Below are 17944 nucleotides of genomic sequence, written 5' to 3' on the forward strand. Positions count from 1 at the left end.
CTTCTTCGTCAAAATCGCGTTTTTTTATGTCATTTCTCGCTGAATTTATGTACGCAATTACTGTAATTCTGTGGTGTGATGCCGCTCTCTTATGGAGAATCAATTTCCCGCTAAAAATACTCCCAGCACTGGCATTGATCTTATCAATAAAAGGTAATGCCTTGTTTTATGTCCGAATTACAAAAAATCGTCTGATTTTACCCTACATAAAAGAACGTTAAAGCTGGAGTTGACCATGCACAAATTCACTAAAGCGCTGGCTGCCATCGGCCTGGCTGCCATTATGTCACAATCCGCTATCGCTGAGTCCATGAAGCTCGGTTTCCTTGTCAAACAACCGGAAGAACCGTGGTTCCAGACGGAATGGAAATTTGCCGATAAGGCCGGTAAAGACCTTGGTTTTGAGGTGATTAAAATCGCCGTCCCGGATGGTGAGAAAACCCTTAACGCGATTGACAGCCTGGCTGCCAGTGGCGCGAAAGGGTTTGTGATTTGTACGCCGGATCCCAAACTCGGGCCTGCCATTATGGCGAAGGCGCGCGGCTACGATATGAAAGTCATTGCCGTCGATGACCAGTTTGCCAACGCGAAAGGAAAACCGATGGATACCGTGCCGCTGGTAATGATGGCGGCAACAAAAATTGGTGAACGCCAGGGCCAGGAACTGTACAAGGAGATGCAAAAGCGCGGTTGGGATGTGAAATCTACCGCGGTAATGGCCATTACTGCGAACGAACTGGATACCGCGCGTCGCCGTACTTCGGGTTCAATGGAAGCGCTTAAAGCTGCAGGCTTCCCGGAAAAACAGATCTACCAGGTCCCAACCAAATCGAATGATATCCCCGGCGCATTCGACGCCGCCAACTCCATGCTTGTTCAGCATCCTGAAGTTAAACACTGGCTGATTGTTGGCATGAACGATAACACCGTACTGGGCGGCGTGCGTGCGACCGAAGGGCAGGGCTTTAAAGCGCCAAACGTGATTGGTATCGGTATTAACGGCGTTGACGCGGTGAGTGAACTCTCCAAAGGCGAAGCGACCGGGTTCTATGGTTCACTGCTGCCAAGCCCGGACGTTCACGGCTATAAATCAAGCCAAATGCTCTACAACTGGGTGACGAAAGGTGCAGAGCCACCGGCGTTTACTGAAGTGACGGATGTGGTGCTGATTACCCGCGATAACTTCAAAGAAGAACTGGCGAAGAAAGGTTTAGGCGGTAAGTAACATCAATGCCGGATGCGTCGCCAAAGCGTCTGATCCGGCCTACGAATTACGTACTCAGTAGGCCGGATAAGGCAAAGCCGCCATCCGGTATAAAGATCTGAATCACGGAGACGTTATGCAACAGTCTACCCCGTATCTCTCATTTCGCGGCATTGGCAAAACGTTCCCCGGCGTTAAAGCGCTTACGGATATCAGTTTCGATTGCTATGCCGGTCAGGTGCATGCGCTGATGGGCGAAAATGGCGCCGGAAAATCAACACTCTTAAAAATTCTCAGCGGTAACTATGCGCCAACGACGGGATCTCTGGCAATCCGCGGTCAAGAAGTTTCGTTTGCGGATACCACAGCCGCGTTGAACGCCGGTGTCGCCATTATTTACCAGGAACTGCATCTCGTCCCGGAGATGACCGTTGCCGAAAATATCTATTTAGGGCAACTGCCGCATAAAGGCGGCATTGTGAACCGCTCGCTGTTGAACTATGAAGCGGGGCTACAGCTTAAGCATCTGGGCATGGATATCGATCCCGATACGCCATTGAAATACCTCTCCATTGGTCAATGGCAGATGGTGGAGATTGCAAAAGCGTTGGCGCGTAACGCCAAAATTATCGCTTTTGATGAACCGACCAGTTCCCTGTCGGCACGCGAGATTGAGAATCTGTTTCGCGTTATCCGTGAGCTGCGCAACGAAGGGCGCATCATTCTGTATGTCTCGCACCGTATGGAAGAGATTTTTGCCCTTAGCGATGCCATTACCGTATTTAAAGATGGGCATTACGTTAAAACGTTTACGGACATGCAGCAGGTTGATCACGACGCGCTGGTGCAGGCGATGGTGGGGCGTGACCTGGGTGATATTTATGGCTGGAAATCCAGGCCTTATGGCGCAGAGCGTCTGCGTTTGCATGAGGTCAAAGCCCCCGGCGTGCGGACGCCGATCAGTTTATCAGTGCGTAGCGGTGAAATCGTCGGACTGTTTGGGTTGGTGGGCGCCGGACGTAGCGAATTAATGAAAGGATTGTTTGGCGGCACGCGTATCACCGCAGGCCAGGTGTTTATTGATGAACAGCCAATTGATATCCGCAAACCGAGCCACGCCATTGAAGCAGGGATGATGCTGTGTCCGGAGGATCGCAAAGCCGAAGGGATTATTCCGGTTCATTCGGTGCGTAACAACATCAACATTAGCGCGCGTCGTAAACATGTCTTGGGCGGATGCGTGATCAATAACGGCTGGGAAGAAACCAATGCCGATCACCATATTCGTTCGCTCAACATCAAAACACCGGGGGCGGAGCAACTGATCATGAACCTCTCTGGCGGTAATCAACAGAAGGCTATTCTTGGCCGGTGGTTATCGGAAGAGATGAAAGTGATTTTGCTGGATGAACCTACCCGCGGCATTGATGTGGGCGCCAAGCATGAAATTTATAACGTGATTTATGCCCTCGCGGCGCGCGGCGTGGCCGTGCTGTTTGCATCCAGTGACCTGCCAGAAGTTCTCGGTGTCGCCGATCGTATCGTGGTGATGAGGGAAGGCGAGATTGCCGGTGAGTTACTTCATGAACAGGCGGATGAACGCCAGGCGTTGAGCCTTGCAATGCCTAAAGTCAGCCAGGCTGTGGCCTGAATAAGGAGAGTATGATGTCTTCCGTTTCTACATCGGGTTCAGGTGCTGCGAAGTCGGCGCTAAATCTTGGCCGCATTTGGGATCAATACGGGATGCTGGTGGTGTTCGCCGTGCTGTTCCTGGTGTGTGCCATCTTCGTGCCAAACTTTGCCACCTTTATCAACATGAAGGGGCTGGGGCTGGCGGTATCGATGTCGGGTATGGTCGCGTGTGGGATGCTCTTTTGTCTGGCATCCGGTGACTTCGACCTGTCAGTTGCGTCCGTGATTGCCTGCGCCGGGGTCACGACTGCCGTGGTCATTAACATGACTGAAAGCCTGTGGATTGGCGTGGCTGCCGGGCTGCTGCTCGGTATTCTCTGTGGTCTGGTTAATGGGTTTGTGATTGCGCGTTTAAAAATTAACGCCCTGATCACCACTCTGGCGACGATGCAGATTGTCCGCGGTCTGGCCTACATTATCTCTGACGGTAAGGCGGTCGGGATTGAAGACGAGCGATTCTTCACCCTTGGCTATGCTAACTGGTTTGGGCTGCCGGCACCTATCTGGATAACGATCGTTTGTTTCATCGTATTTGGCTTACTGTTGAATAAAACCACGTTTGGTCGTAACACGCTGGCTATTGGTGGTAATGAGGAGGCTGCGCGCCTGGCCGGGGTTCCGGTTGTTCGCACCAAGATTATTATCTTTATTCTTTCCGGTCTGGTATCTGCAATTGCGGGAATTATCCTCGCATCGCGTATGACCAGCGGCCAGCCAATGACCTCAATTGGTTATGAGCTGATCGTGATTTCTGCATGTGTTTTAGGGGGCGTATCGCTGAAAGGCGGCATCGGAAAAATCTCATATGTGGTCGCCGGGGTGTTGATTCTGGGGACGGTTGAGAACGCGATGAACCTGCTGAACATCTCTCCTTTTGCGCAGTACGTCGTACGTGGTCTCATCCTGCTGGCGGCGGTAATCTTCGACCGTTACAAGCAAAAAGCGAAGCGCACCATTTGATGATTTAAGCCCTAACTTTTCAGTCTAGCTTCTGCTAATCGCCAGCCGCTACCAAATGGCGAGCATGGTCACACTGTCTATACTTATATCCGTCATACATCATCTATACGGCGCGATCCGCGCGGCGTACAAACCATGATGAGGAGGATAACCGGGTGACAGCATCACTGACATTACCCCCTGAACAATCTGCAAACTGTGCTTATTTTTTTGATCTCGATGGGACTCTGGCTGAGATCAAGCCCTATCCTGACCAGGTCGTTGTCCCTAAGACAATCCTGCAATTATTACATCAGTTGGCGACGCGTAACGCGGGTGCGCTGGCATTGATTTCAGGGCGCTCGATGGCTGAGCTTGACGGTCTCACCACTCCCTTTCGTTTTCCGCTCGCCGGAGTGCATGGTGCAGAACGCCGTGACATCAATGGTCAAACCCATATAGTACGCCTGGCCGCAGGTATTGAACGTGAAGCCGGCGCGTTGTTACAGACGGCGCTGTCGAAGCTGCCTGGCACGACGCTGGAAGCAAAAGGTATGGCTTTCGCGCTGCACTATCGTCAGGCGCCAGAGCATGAAGCGGCGCTGATAACGCTGGCTGAATGCATCACGCATACATGGCCGCAGCTTGCATTGCAGCATGGAAAATGTGTCGTTGAAATAAAACCTAAAGGCACGAATAAAGGCGACGCGATTGCTGCATTTATGCAGGAAGCGCCTTTTGCCGGACGGATCCCCGTATTTTTCGGTGATGATCTAACGGATGAAACAGGTTTCGAGGTAGTTAACCGCGCAGGCGGTATTTCAGTGAAGGTGGGGAGCGGGGCGACGCAGGCGACATGGCGTCTGGATGGCGTCAGGGATGTCTGGCGTTGGCTGGAGCAAATTAACTCTTCGCAGCAACAATCGAATACAACAAACAACAGAAGAGGTGACTATGGGTCGTTTAGTCGTAGTATCTAATCGTATCGCCTCGCCAGATGACAAAGGGAGCGCAGGTGGGCTCGCGGTCGGTGTGTTGGGCGCATTAAAAACTGCTGGTGGACTGTGGTTTGGCTGGAGTGGTGATACCGGTAATGAAGATAAACCGTTAAAAAAAGTCACTCGTGGCAATATTACCTGGGCCTCGTTTAATTTGAGCGAGCAGGATTACGAAGAGTATTACTGCCAGTTTTCGAATGCCGTTTTATGGCCTGCATTCCACTACCGGTTGGATTTAGTTCAGTTTCAGCGCCCGGCCTGGGAAGGGTATCAGCGGGTTAATGCTTTGCTGGTAGATAAGCTACTGCCGCTACTGAGCGAAGATGACATTATTTGGGTTCATGATTACCACCTGTTACCGTTTGCCTATGAGTTGCGTAAACGCGGAGTGAATAATCGCATCGGTTTTTTCCTGCATATCCCTTTCCCGACGCCGGAAATTTTTAACGCGCTACCTCCACATCAGGCCCTGCTTGAGCAGATGTGTGATTTTGATTTACTGGGTTTCCAGACCGAAAACGATCGCCAGGCTTTTCTGGATTGTCTGGCAGTCCAGACTCAGGTCAGTACCCGGAGCGATAAGCACCACAAAGCATGGGATAAAGCGTTTCGCACAGAAGTGTATCCCATCGGCATTGAGCCGGAGGAAATCGCACGCCAGGCTTCTGGTCCTTTGCCGCCGAAAATGGCGCAGTTAAAGGATGAGCTTAAAAATGTGAAGAATATATTCTCTGTTGAGCGTTTGGATTACTCCAAGGGCTTGCCAGAGCGCTTCCAGGCCTATGAGGCATTGCTGGAGCATTACCCGCAGCACCATGGCAAAATTCGCTATACGCAGATAGCGCCAACCTCGCGCGGAGAGGTGCAGGCCTACCAGGACATTCGCCACCAACTGGAGACAGAGGCTGGGCGGATTAACGGTAAATATGGGCAGTTGGGCTGGACGCCGCTTTACTATCTGAACCAGTATTTTGACCGCAAATTGCTGATGAAAATATTCCGCTATTCGGACGTAGGGTTGGTAACGCCGTTGCGCGATGGTATGAACCTGGTGGCGAAAGAGTATGTGGCTGCACAGGATCCTGCCAACCCTGGCGTTCTGGTGTTATCGCAATTTGCCGGGGCAGCAAATGAGCTAACTTCTGCGCTTATCGTGAATCCTTATGATCGGGATGAAGTGGCTGGCGCTCTAAACCAGGCGCTGACAATGTCGCTTGCTGAACGTGTGTCTCGTCATGCTGAAATGCTCGAGACTATTGTTAAAAACGATATCGACAACTGGCAGGCGAGATTTATATGCGATCTAAGAAAAGTTACGTCGCGCCAGAGCAAACGCCAGTTGTCAGACAATGTGACTCCCTGTTCGAAACTGGCGTGAAGACCTGAAGGCGGTATTAATCTCCAGCCAGAGGAACCAGCAGAACATCCACCAGGCTGGCACCGACCACACTTTTTGCTGAGCACGAAGCGCGCGAAAAGAAGCTCTGGTTATGGTTGCCGTAAATGACCAGATCGACTGCGTGTTTACGGCAAACGTCGAGAATATGTTCATTCAGTGCCCCATAGGTAATAAAAGTATGTTCGATGGGGTACTGCGCTTCTTTGCTGAGTTTATCGATAAAATCTTGGGTCTCCTCTTGCATTAGTTCACGCAGATCTTCCAGCATGGGGGCGGCAAACTGGTTATACATTTCAGGGTCTGAGACCAATGTGATCAGGCTAATACGAGCGTTGACAGGGCGAGCGATAGAAACTGCCTTGGCTAACAACTGCTGGCTTTCAGGGGTGGCGGCAACCGCCACCAGAATGTGCGCATAGCTCATAACTCGCTCCTTTTTTTCAAGAATTATGAGAGAACTTTTCTGCTTTACTCAGCTTACTCCATACTGCAACGTTTCCTCTTCACATAGTGTGAATGCCATCATGATTATTCATTAATTATTCTTATAAATAGAATAATTGCTTCACATCGTTTGCAAATACGTTCAGCGAACTTAAGTAAAACTCGTCGCTAATGAAAACAATGTGTTAATAAAAAACAAACAAATATTAACATTTGGCGAGTTATCACCACGCGGTATTAGTTAATCGCCCTTAATATTTAAGTTATTGTTTATAAACAATTTAATTGAAAAGGTGTTTTGCATGAAATATGTGATCCAGCTCGCTATTTCATGGTGTGATATTAACGTTCGTGAACAAAATACTATTCGCTTTTATTGCAAGAATATTCGTTAGCCAGGAATTGAAAAGATGAAACTTGGTTTAAAAAATAAGCAAAGTAAAAGCTACGCTGATGGATTTATGTTAAGTGTTTAATTGATTTATGTGATCTGTGTCACATATTCTTTAAATTCGCAGCACGGTTCCGTTGTATGTGTAACTGGCGGCGGGTAGAGTTGCGTCGAATTAGGAAAAATCTTAGACAATTGTAAGAATTGATGTGAGCTTGTAAGAAGTGCGCATTCTTCAAAAGGGCTGGTTTACACAACGTGTATGTGTCATCACGCTGCTATGTATTTGACCTTTTGCTTTTTTTTACCGGGGCTTCCCGGCGACATCACGGGGTGCGGTTTTACCGCATGAAAATAATGTTGGTTATTATGGATGCAAATAATGCATACATCCGAGTTGCTGAAACACATTTATGACATCAATTTGTCATATTTATTGCTTGCACAGCGTTTGATCGTTCAGGACAAAGCATCTGCGATGTTTCGCCTTGGTATCAGCGAAGAGATGGCGGACACGTTGGCAACATTAACACTTCCTCAAATGGTCAAACTGGCTGAAACAAACCAACTGGTGTGTCATTTCCGTTTCGACGATCACCAGACTGTTACTCGCCTGACGCAAGACTCCCGCGTTGACGATCTCCAGCAAATTCATACCGGCATCATGCTTTCTACGCGACTGTTAAGCGACATCGATGATGCAGCGCGCAAGAAAAGGGCTTGATGATGAGCGAAAAAAGCATTGTTCAGGAAGCGCGTGATATCCAGTTGGCAATGGAATTAATCACATTGGGCGCCCGTTTGCAAATGCTGGAAAGCGAAACGCAATTAAGCCGTGGTCGACTTATCAAGCTGTACAAAGAATTACGCGGCAGTCCTCCGCCAAAAGGGATGCTTCCTTTCTCCACCGATTGGTTTATGACGTGGGAACAAAATATCCATGCTTCGATGTTTTGCAATGCCTGGCAATTTTTGCTCAAAACAGGGTTGTGTAGCGGTGTGGATGCCGTAATTAAAGCGTATCGTTTATATCTTGAGCAGTGTCCGCAGCCGGAAGAAGGCCCCCTGCTGGCGTTAACTCGCGCATGGACGCTGGTTCGTTTTGTAGACAGCGGATTGCTGGAATTGTCCACATGCAACTGCTGCGGCGGGAACTTTATCACTCACGCACATCAACCCGCAGGCAGCTTTGCCTGCAGTTTATGCCAGCCGCCATCACGGGCCGTAAAAAGACGTAAACTTTCTCAGAATGCTGCCGATATTATTCCACAACTGCTGGATGAACAGATCGAACAGGCTGTTTAACTGATACGGTGTGGATAAACACTCCAGCAGCGGTAAGCGATTACCGCTGCTTTTTTTTGTCCTGACCTCAAGTTAACTACCCGACTGCGCATCCTGTCATAGTCAATTGCGAAAGGATGATGTCGTGCTTATCTTATTAGGTTACCTGGTTGTTATTGGTACAGTTTTCGGCGGCTACATGATGACCGGCGGACACCTTGGGGCACTCTATCAACCGGCTGAGCTGGTGATTATCGGTGGCGCGGGTATTGGGGCGTTCATCGTCGGCAATAACGGAAAAGCCATCAAAGGGACGATGAAAGCGATCCCGATGCTTTTTCGCCGTTCGAAATACACCAAAGCGATGTATATGGATCTGCTGGCGCTGCTCTATCGCCTGATGGCTAAGTCACGTCAGCAGGGCATGTTCTCTCTCGAACGTGATATCGAAAACCCTAAAGAGAGTGAAATCTTCGCCAGCTATCCACGCATTCTTGCGGATGCCGTGATGCTTGATTTTATTGTCGATTATCTGCGTCTGATCATCAGCGGCAACATGAATACGTTTGAAATTGAAGCGCTGATGGACGAAGAAATTGAGACTTATGAGAGCGAAGCCGAAGTGCCGGCTAATAGTCTGGCGATGGTTGGCGACTCGCTACCGGCCTTCGGGATCGTGGCGGCGGTTATGGGCGTTGTCCACGCGCTGGCTTCTGCCGATCGTCCGGCAGCTGAGCTGGGTTCGCTGATTGCGCATGCGATGGTGGGGACATTCCTCGGTATTTTACTGGCCTATGGTTTTATTTCTCCACTTGCCAGCGTCCTGCGTCAGAAAAGTGCTGAAACAACCAAGATGATGCAGTGTGTGAAGATCACGCTGCTCTCCAACCTGAATGGTTACGCCCCGCCGATTGCCGTCGAATTTGGTCGTAAAACATTGTATTCCAGCGAACGTCCTTCGTTTATCGAACTGGAAGAGCATGTTCGTGCGGTGAGAAATCCAGCGGCGCAGCAGACGACCGAGGACGCATGAAAAATCAGGCCCATCCCATTATCGTCGTAAAGCGACGCAAACATAAAGGTCACGGTGGTGGGGCGCATGGTTCGTGGAAAATCGCCTACGCCGATTTTATGACCGCGATGATGGCCTTCTTTCTGGTGATGTGGCTCATTTCCATCTCCAGCCCTAAAGAATTGATCCAGATTGCCGAATATTTCCGTACCCCACTGGCTACCGCGGTGACTGGTGGTAATCGCATTTCGAATAGCGAAAGTCCCATTCCAGGTGGAGGTGATGATTACACCCAGCAGCAGGGAGAGGTGCACAAGCAGCCGAATATTGATGATTTGAGAAAACGCATGGAGCAAAGCCGTTTAAGCAAACTTCGCGGCGATCTCGATCAACTGATTGAATCGGACCCCAAACTGCGTGCGCTGCGTCCGCATTTGAAAATTGATTTAGTTCAGGAAGGGCTGCGGATCCAGATTATCGACAGTCAGAACCGACCAATGTTTAAGACCGGCAGCGCTGAAGTTGAACCGTATATGCGCGATATCCTGCGGGCTATTGCGCCGGTGCTCAACGGCATCCCTAACCGAATTAGTCTTTCCGGACATACGGATGATTACCCTTACGCCAACGGTGAGAAAGGGTACAGCAACTGGGAACTGTCTGCCGATCGCGCTAATGCGTCGCGTCGCGAGCTGGTTAGCGGCGGTCTGGATGATGGAAAAGTATTACGGGTGGTAGGCATGGCCGCCACGATGCGTCTGAGCGATCGCGGTCCTGAGGACGCCATCAACCGCCGTATTAGCCTGCTGGTTCTCAATAAGCAGGCAGAAGAGGCCATTTTGCATGAAAACGCTGAAAGCCAGAATGAGCCGGTAAGTGTCTTACAACAGCCAGCGGAACTTCCGCCGGCAAGCGTTCCCACATCGCCACCAGCCAATCCGAGGTGATAGCGTGAGCATGGATATTAGCGATTTTTATCAGACTTTTTTTGATGAAGCCGACGAACTGTTGGCCGACATGGAGCAACACCTGCTCGATTTGGTTCCTGAAGCCCCGGATTCCGAACAGCTGAATGCCATTTTTCGTGCCGCGCACTCGATAAAAGGCGGCGCGGGCACCTTCGGTTTTACCATTTTGCAGGAAACGACCCATCTGATGGAAAACCTGCTGGATGAAGCGCGGCGTGGCGAGATGCAGCTTAATGCCGACATTATCAACCTGTTTTTGGAAACGAAAGATATTATGCAGGAACAGCTCGACGCCTATAAAAACTCAGAAGAGCCGGATGCCGCCAGCTTTGAGTACATTTGTAATGCGTTACGACAGTTAGCGCTTGAAGCAAAAGGTGAAACCTCACCCGCGCTTGTCAATACCGCAAAGCTGAGCGTTGTTGACAGCGCGGCGATACAGGAAGAAGCCGTTGCCAATCCCGCTGCGGCCAGCGAAGAGATCAAGAAACGCATTATTCTCTCGCGACTGAAATCCAGTGAAGTCGACCTGCTGGAAGAGGAACTGGGGAATCTGGCGACCTTAACCGACGTGGTGAAAGGGAGCGACACGTTGTCAGCAACGCTGGATGGCAACCTCGCGGAAGATGACATCATTGCGGTGCTCTGCTTCGTAATTGAAGCGGATCAGATTGAATTCGAAACCGTCAGCGCAGCGCCCGTGGCGGTTGATGCGAAAGCGGAAACTGAAGCGGTAGCCGTGGTTGCGACGCCGCAGCCGGTTGCCGTTGCGCCTGCGGCTAAAGCCGCCGCCAGTGAAGCGCCACACGCCCGCGCAGAGCGTGACAAACCAGCCCGCGCCAGTGAATCGACCAGTATCCGCGTAGCGGTTGAGAAGGTTGATCAGCTCATTAACCTGGTCGGTGAGCTGGTTATCACCCAGTCAATGCTGGCCCAGCGTTCTAATGAACTGGATCCTGTTAATCACGGCGATCTGATCACCAGTATGGGTCAGTTACAACGTAACGCCCGCGATTTGCAAGAGTCGGTGATGTCGATTCGTATGATGCCGATGGAGTACGTGTTCAGTCGTTTCCCACGCCTGGTGCGCGATCTGGCCGGTAAGCTGGGTAAACAGGTCGAACTGACGCAGGTCGGTAGCTCAACCGAACTCGACAAGAGCCTGATTGAACGCATCATCGATCCGTTGACGCACCTGGTGCGTAACAGTCTTGACCACGGCATTGAACTGCCGGAAAAACGCATGGAAGCGGGGAAAAGCCCAGTCGGTAACCTGACGCTTTCCGCCGAACACCAGGGCGGGAATATCTGTATTGAAGTTACCGATGATGGCGCTGGTCTGAACCGCGAACGCATCCTCGCCAAAGCGATTTCCCAGGGGATGCCGATCCACGAAAACATGAGCGATGACGAAGTGGGTATGCTGATCTTCGCGCCAGGCTTTTCGACCGCCGAACAGGTGACGGATGTCTCTGGTCGCGGTGTGGGTATGGATGTGGTGAAACGAAATATTCAGGAGATGGGCGGCCATGTTGAGATCCAGTCGAAGCAAGGACAGGGAACGACCATCCGAATTTTGCTGCCGCTGACGCTGGCGATCCTTGACGGGATGTCCGTACGCGTGGCGGACGAAGTCTTTATTCTGCCGCTGAATGCCGTTATGGAGTCACTGCAACCGCGCGAAGAAGATCTCCATCCGCTGGCCGGAGGAGAACGCGTTCTGGAAGTGCGTGGCGAATATTTGCCGCTGGTTGAGTTGTGGAAAGTCTTCGAAGTTGAAGGCGCAAAAACCGAAGCAACGCAGGGCATCGTGGTGATTTTACAAAGCGCAGGTCGTCGCTATGCGCTGCTTGTCGATCAGTTAATTGGCCAACACCAGGTGGTGGTCAAAAACCTGGAAAGTAACTACCGCAAAGTGCCAGGTATTTCTGCTGCAACAATTCTCGGCGACGGTAGCGTCGCGTTGATTGTTGATGTGTCTGCATTGCAGGGTTTAAACCGCGAACAACGTGTGGCGATCACAGCCGCCTGATTGAGTAAGAAAGGGAATAATATGACCGGTATGAGTAATGTAACTAAACTGGCCGGCGAACCGTCAGGTCAGGAATTCCTCGTGTTTACGCTGGGGGATGAAGAGTACGGTATCGATATCCTGAAAGTGCAGGAAATCCGTGGTTACGATCAGGTAACCCGCATTGCTAACACGCCAGCGTTCATCAAAGGCGTCACGAATCTGCGCGGTGTGATTGTGCCGATTGTTGATCTGCGCGTGAAGTTTAGCCAGAGCGATGTGGATTACAACGAAAACACCGTGGTGATTGTGCTGAATCTGGGACAACGAGTGGTTGGGATTGTGGTGGATGGCGTATCTGACGTGCTGTCGCTGACAACCGATCAAATCCGACCGGCACCGGAATTCGCGGTTACGCTGTCAACGGAATATCTGACGGGACTGGGCGCGCTGGGAGACCGGATGCTGATTCTGGTCAACATTGAGAAACTGCTGAACAGTGAAGAGATGGCGTTGTTAGATATTGCCGCCGCTCATATGGCATAAACAAGTAAACATATTATCCGGCCTACAATAATTGCTGTTGTAGGCCGGATAAGCGTAGCGCATCCGGCAACTTTCCTTCTTACGCTTTCCGCTCAACCAGCTCCGGTTCTTCTTCCAGTAAACCTTCATCCTGTGCCAGCATCGCCGTTGCAATCCCGTTACCCAATACGTTAATCGCTGAACGACCCATATCGAGGAAATGGTCGATACCCATCAGTAGCAAAATTCCTGCAACCGGAATATTAAAGCTTGGGATGGTTGCCGCCAGCACCACCAGCGCAGAACGCGGCACACCGGCAATCCCTTTGGACGCCAGCATCAGGGTCAACATCAGGACGGTGATTTCTGCAAAGGAGAGATGGATATTGTAGGCCTGTGCGATAAACATAGAAGCAAATGAGCAGTAGACCATAGAACCCACCAGGTTAAACGAATAACCGATAGGCAGTACAAATGACACGATATTGGGCGAGCAACCAAATTTGGTTAATTGCTCCAGCGTTTTCGGATAAGCGGCTTCGGAACTGCTGGTGGTAAAGGCGACCAGAACCGGGTCTTTCAGCATGCTGACCAGGCGGAACACCTCTTTTTTCAGCATCACATAACCCACGGCCAGCAGGACCAGACAGGTCAGCAAAATGGCCACATAATAACCACCAATGAACGACGCATAGTTGAGCAGGATCCCCAGGCCCTGGGTAGAGATAACGGAGGAAATGGCGGCAAAAATAGCCAGCGGCGCAACATACATCACGTAACCGGTTACCTTCAACATAATGTGGGAGACGACATCCAGCGCGGCAACCAGCGGGGCGTTAAATTTTTCGCCGAGCGATGCTCCACCAATACCGAAGAACATCGAGAACACGACGATTTGCAGGATCTCATTATTGGCCATCGCCTCGGCGATGCTGGTGGGGATGGTGTGAGTCAGAAAACCTTTCAGGCTCATACCGCCCACAGCCAGGCCGGTATCAGTGGCTTCCAGCGGAATCGCCAGATTCAGGCCGCTGCCAGGTTGTTCGAGCGAGACCACAAACAGACCGACCAGAATAGACAGAATAGAAGAGCTGATAAACCAGATCATCGCTTTGCCGCCCACGCGCCCGATGGTTGAGGTTTCGCCCAGGCGCATAATACCCACGGTCAGGGTGCTGAAGACTAAAGGCGCAATCACCATCTTAATCAGGCGTAAAAAGATGTCAGTGAGAAGCGTAATATTATCAGCCCAGGCGGTAACAATGCCGGGGGAGGCATAAGAGTGGATGACTGCACCCGACAGGATCCCCGCCAGCATGAAGATCACAATAAACAACGTGAGTTTGTTTGCATTTGCCACTAAAAAGCCCTCAGTAAGGATTTAACATTTATTGTTCGGTTACTCATTTTTTATACTTATTAAGTGGTAACTAAATATTCATCATATAAATTGAATTAAAGCGTAAGCGGATACAACTTTTTTTAATTTTTTATTCATTTTGTTGTGGTATTTACAAGGTCAATATGTGATCTCTGTCACGATAAAATGCATGATTGTTCTCATCTGGCCACAAGAACAGGCAGAAATAAATGTTATTTACATGATAATTATGATGTTTTTATGTGAATGGCTTGTGGTGGCTGTTCAACTGCTGTTCAGTGGTTCTGCCTGACTTTATTTCCTTCCTGTATTTCCCTTTCGCAAACGTAAAGTTATCTCAGCGAGTGCCGATAACGTTGATAACTCGTTTTCAGGAAGGTGCCTTATGTTTAACCGTATCCGCGTTGTCACAATGCTGATGATGGTGCTGGGGGTTTTCGCACTGCTACAGCTTGTTTCCGGTGGTCTGTTGTTTTCTTCATTGCAGCAGAATCAGCAAAGTTTTGTTATTTCTAACGATCTTCGACAGCAGCAAAGCGAACTCACCTCGACATGGGATCTGATGCTGCAGACACGAATTAATTTAAGCCGTTCTTCCGCGCGTATGATGATGGATGCGTCCAATCAGCAAAGCAGCGCGAAAAACGATCTGCTGAAGAATGCGAAAGCATCGCTGGCGCAGGCAGAAACGCATTACGCAAAATTTAAAAACATCACGCCGTTGCCGGAGATGGCAGAAGCCAGCGGCAGTGTCGATGAGAAGTATCAGCAGTACCATGCGGCCTTATCAGAACTGGTCCAGTTTCTGGAAAACGGCAATATGGACGCCTATTTCGCGCAACCTACTCAGGGAATGCAAAACGCGCTCGGCGAGGCGTTGGGTAAGTATGCCAGCGTTAGCGAGAAGCTTTACGTGCAGGCATTCGATCAAAGCGCGCGTGATTACCACTTCGCTCAATGGCAGCTCGGCATTCTGGCCGTGGTGCTGGTGCTGATTCTGGTGGTGGTGTGGTACGGCATCCGTCATACCTTGCTCAACCCTCTGGCGCGCGTTATTGCTCATATCCGTGAGATCGCCAGCGGTAATTTAACCGCGACGCTGACGGTCCATGGACGTAACGAGATTGGTGAGCTGGCCAGTACGGTTGACCATATGCAACGTTCGCTGACGGAAACTGTCACCCTGGTACGTGAAGGCTCTGATGCGATTTATTCCGGTACCAGCGAAATTGCAAGTGGTAACACCGATCTTTCCTCCCGTACTGAGCAACAGGCGTCTGCGCTGGAAGAGACCGCAGCCAGCATGGAACAACTGACCGCAACCGTGAAGCAAAATGCGGATAACGCGCGTCAGGCTTCTCAATTGGCGAAAAGCGCCTCCGATACCGCACAGCATGGCGGCAAAGTGGTTGATAGCGTGGTGAACACCATGCATGAAATTGCCGATAGTTCGAAGAAAATTGCCGACATCATCAGCGTCATCGATGGCATTGCCTTTCAGACCAATATTCTCGCACTGAACGCAGCGGTTGAAGCGGCGCGTGCCGGTGAGCAGGGGCGTGGTTTTGCCGTAGTCGCAGGCGAAGTGCGTAATCTGGCGAGCCGTAGTGCGCAGGCGGCGAAAGAGATCAAAGCATTGATTGAAGACTCTGTTTCCCGAGTGGATACCGGTTCAGTTCTGGTAGAAAGCGCAGGCGAAACCATGAATGACATTGTCAACGCGGTGACGCGGGTGACCGACATTATGGGGGAAATCGCCTCCGCTTCAGACGAGCAGAGCCGCGGGATAGATCAGGTTGCGCTCGCAGTATCTGAAATGGATCGTGTGACGCAACAGAACGCCTCGCTGGTTCAGGAATCGGCTGCCGCAGCGGCAGCGCTCGAAGAACAGGCCAGTCGCCTAACCCAGTCGGTGTCGATTTTCCGTCTCGCGTCACGCCCGGCGTCGGCTAAACCCCGTGATACACGGTTACCTGCGGCGGCGACTGCGACTGCATCATCTCCGCGCCAGAATATTGAACAAGATACGAATTGGGAAACATTTTGACTGGTAGTTAAACCGCGGCCTGCGCCGCCTGATGGGAGCGTTGATGTTTAATCGTATTCGAATTTCGACCACGCTGTTTTTGATTTTAATCCTCTGCGGTGTTTTGCAGATTGGCAGTAATGGCTTGTCCTTCTGGGCATTTCGGGACGGTTTTCAAAACCTGAATCAGGTCGAACGGAGTAACCAGCAACGCGCTGCGCTGGCCCAAACCCGTGCTGTGTTATTACAGGCCAGTACGGCCCTGAATAAGGCAGGAACGCTGACAGCCCTGAGCTATCCGCCAGAGGATATCAAAGCCTTGATGACGCTTGCGCGCGATAGCCTGGCGCAGTCCGAGTCAATGTTTAAACGCTTTATGGCGACGTCGGATACCACAGAACAAGGGAAGGCGCTGATTGGCGCGACGGAGAAAAGCTTTAGCCAATGGCATAGCGATCTGGTTCATCAGGCAACCTGGCTTGAGAACAACCAATTGTCGGATTTTCTGACCGCGCCGGTGCAGGCTTCGCAGGCTGCTTTTGATGCGAATGTTAATGCGTGGCAGAGCAACATCGACCGCGTGTTGCAAACAGCAGGGGATCTCAGCCAGCGAAATTATCATATGTCGGGGGTGATTTTCGCTGTCATGGTGGTACTGGCGGTGCTGTTAACCAGTGCGGCGTTGTACTGGTCGCGCAAGATGATTGTCCAGCCGCTGGCGATTATCGGCAGCCATTTTGACAGTATTGCCGCGGGTAACCTGGCACGGCCGGTAGCGGTTTATGGTCGCAATGAGATCTCGGCCATTTTTGCCAGCCTGAAGAAGATGCAGCAGGCGCTGCGTGAAACGGTGAGTGAAGTTCGCCAGGGTAGCTCAGCCATGCACAGTGGCATTTCAGAGATCGCGATGGGCAATAACGATTTGTCTTCACGAACTGAACAGCAGGCGGCTGCACTGGCGCAAACGGCCGCCAGTATGGAACAACTCACTGCCACCGTTGGGCAGAATGCGGATAACGCGCGCCAGGCTTCAGGAATTGCTAAAAGTGCGGCAGATACAGCGCATAAAGGTGGGGAGCAGACCTCGCGGGTCGCCAGTACGATGCATGAGATTTCCGCCAGCTCGCAGAAAATTGGCGACATTATCGGGGTGATTGACAGCATTGCCTTTCAGACCAATATCCTGGCGCTGAATGCCGCAGTAGAGGCTGCCCGAGCGGGGGAACAGGGGCGCGGTTTTGCCGTTGTTGCTGGAGAAGTGCGCAATCTGGCCAGCCGGAGCGCACAGGCAGCAAAGGAAATTAAGGGACTGATTGAGGAGTCTGTCACCCGGGTTCAGCAGGGATCGCAACTGGTGGATATGGCGGCGCGCACGATGACAGAAATTGTCAGCTCCGTTACCCGGGTGAACGACATCATGGGGGAGATTGCCTCGGCGTCCGATGAACAACGCAGAGGCATTGAACAGGTGGCGCAGGCCGTCAGCCAGATGGACTCCGTGACGCAGCAAAACGCCGGGCTGGTTGAAGAAGCCGCATCCGCCACCGGACAACTCGCCACGCAGGCCGATCATCTTTCTGCCTGTGTCGCATTTTTTAAGCTTGAAGAGCAAAACGTAGCAAAACAAGAGTTGGCGCAGCCGCAGGTTGTGCCCGTTGTATCCTGAATGT

At 51.1% G+C, this 17944-nt stretch carries 15 protein-coding genes; 13 read left to right on the plus strand and 2 right to left on the minus strand.

Translation table 11 applies throughout. The features are described 5' to 3' along the window. Nucleotides 1-235 precede the first annotated feature (235 nt). The 5 genes from FDX14_RS01155 to otsA all read left to right on the plus strand — a co-directional run bounded on the left by FDX14_RS01155 (nt 236) and on the right by otsA (nt 6211). Entirely contained in the window at nt 236-1225 is a 990-nt protein-coding gene (locus tag FDX14_RS01155; RefSeq protein ID WP_042307751.1) for an arabinose ABC transporter substrate-binding protein, read from the plus strand. A gap of 115 nt (nt 1226-1340) precedes the next feature. Next, on the plus strand, nt 1341-2855 hold the full coding sequence (gene araG, locus FDX14_RS01160; protein ID WP_038641495.1) for an arabinose ABC transporter ATP-binding protein AraG: 1515 nt from the start codon (nt 1341-1343) through the stop codon (nt 2853-2855). A 14-nt stretch (nt 2856-2869) separates the two neighbouring features. Beyond that, nucleotides 2870-3856, plus strand: a complete 987-nt coding sequence (araH, locus tag FDX14_RS01165; protein ID WP_061381090.1) for an L-arabinose ABC transporter permease AraH — start codon at nt 2870-2872, stop codon at nt 3854-3856. A gap of 155 nt (nt 3857-4011) precedes the next feature. Continuing rightward, nucleotides 4012-4815, plus strand: coding sequence for a trehalose-phosphatase (otsB, locus tag FDX14_RS01170; RefSeq protein WP_137348885.1), 804 nt, complete (start codon nt 4012-4014; stop codon nt 4813-4815). Beyond that, complete coding sequence (gene otsA / locus FDX14_RS01175; RefSeq protein WP_079223701.1) at nt 4790-6211, plus strand: alpha,alpha-trehalose-phosphate synthase; 1422 nt, start codon at nt 4790-4792, stop codon at nt 6209-6211. Before otsB ends, otsA begins: the two co-directional genes overlap by 26 nt. A gap of 16 nt (nt 6212-6227) precedes the next feature. Here the strand turns inward: otsA and uspC are convergent, their stop codons facing one another. Further along, nucleotides 6228-6656: a universal stress protein UspC gene (gene uspC / locus FDX14_RS01180; protein ID WP_042307761.1), complete on the minus strand. Its 429-nt coding sequence runs from the start codon at nt 6654-6656 to the stop codon at nt 6228-6230. 793 nt (nt 6657-7449) lie between these two features. Here uspC and flhD point away from each other — a divergent pair. The 6 genes from flhD (at nt 7450) to cheW (ending at nt 12888) form a co-directional block, all read left to right on the plus strand. Then, nucleotides 7450-7791, plus strand: coding sequence for a flagellar transcriptional regulator FlhD (gene flhD / locus FDX14_RS01190; protein WP_003034622.1), 342 nt, complete (start codon nt 7450-7452; stop codon nt 7789-7791). Between the two features lie 2 nt (nt 7792-7793). After that, nucleotides 7794-8372 carry a flagellar transcriptional regulator FlhC gene (gene flhC, locus FDX14_RS01195; RefSeq protein ID WP_042307995.1) on the plus strand — a complete coding sequence of 193 codons (579 nt, stop codon included), beginning with the start codon at nt 7794-7796 and terminating at the stop codon, nt 8370-8372. A gap of 124 nt (nt 8373-8496) precedes the next feature. Then, entirely contained in the window at nt 8497-9384 is an 888-nt protein-coding gene (gene motA, locus FDX14_RS01200) for a flagellar motor stator protein MotA (RefSeq protein ID WP_137348886.1), read from the plus strand. Continuing rightward, nucleotides 9381-10310, plus strand: coding sequence for a flagellar motor protein MotB (gene motB / locus FDX14_RS01205; protein WP_061381093.1), 930 nt, complete (start codon nt 9381-9383; stop codon nt 10308-10310). The genes motA and motB overlap by 4 nt, the downstream gene beginning before the upstream one ends. A 4-nt stretch (nt 10311-10314) precedes the next feature. Next, complete coding sequence (gene cheA, locus FDX14_RS01210) at nt 10315-12363, plus strand: chemotaxis protein CheA (RefSeq protein ID WP_137348887.1); 2049 nt, start codon at nt 10315-10317, stop codon at nt 12361-12363. Between the two features lie 21 nt (nt 12364-12384). Then, nucleotides 12385-12888 carry a chemotaxis protein CheW gene (gene cheW, locus FDX14_RS01215; RefSeq protein ID WP_042307767.1) on the plus strand — a complete coding sequence of 168 codons (504 nt, stop codon included), beginning with the start codon at nt 12385-12387 and terminating at the stop codon, nt 12886-12888. A 79-nt stretch (nt 12889-12967) separates the two neighbouring features. On the opposite strand, the gene FDX14_RS01220 is transcribed toward cheW, so the two are convergent. Continuing rightward, nucleotides 12968-14227: a dicarboxylate/amino acid:cation symporter gene (locus tag FDX14_RS01220; protein WP_042307769.1), complete on the minus strand. Its 1260-nt coding sequence runs from the start codon at nt 14225-14227 to the stop codon at nt 12968-12970. A gap of 406 nt (nt 14228-14633) precedes the next feature. Between FDX14_RS01220 and tar the strand changes: the two genes are divergently transcribed. Together tar and tap are read left to right on the plus strand one after the other, a co-directional pair. Further along, the gene (tar, locus tag FDX14_RS01225; protein WP_137348888.1) at nt 14634-16295 is read left to right on the plus strand and encodes a methyl-accepting chemotaxis protein II; all 1662 of its coding nucleotides are present in this window, start codon (nt 14634-14636) and stop codon (nt 16293-16295) included. Nucleotides 16296-16338: 43 nt separating this feature from the next. Next, nucleotides 16339-17940: a methyl-accepting chemotaxis protein IV gene (tap, locus tag FDX14_RS01230; RefSeq protein ID WP_042307774.1), complete on the plus strand. Its 1602-nt coding sequence runs from the start codon at nt 16339-16341 to the stop codon at nt 17938-17940. Nucleotides 17941-17944: the final 4 nt, after the last annotated feature.

The sequence above is a fragment of the Citrobacter sp. wls710 genome (assembly GCF_005281115.1).
Lineage (GTDB): Bacteria > Pseudomonadota > Gammaproteobacteria > Enterobacterales > Enterobacteriaceae > Citrobacter > Citrobacter werkmanii.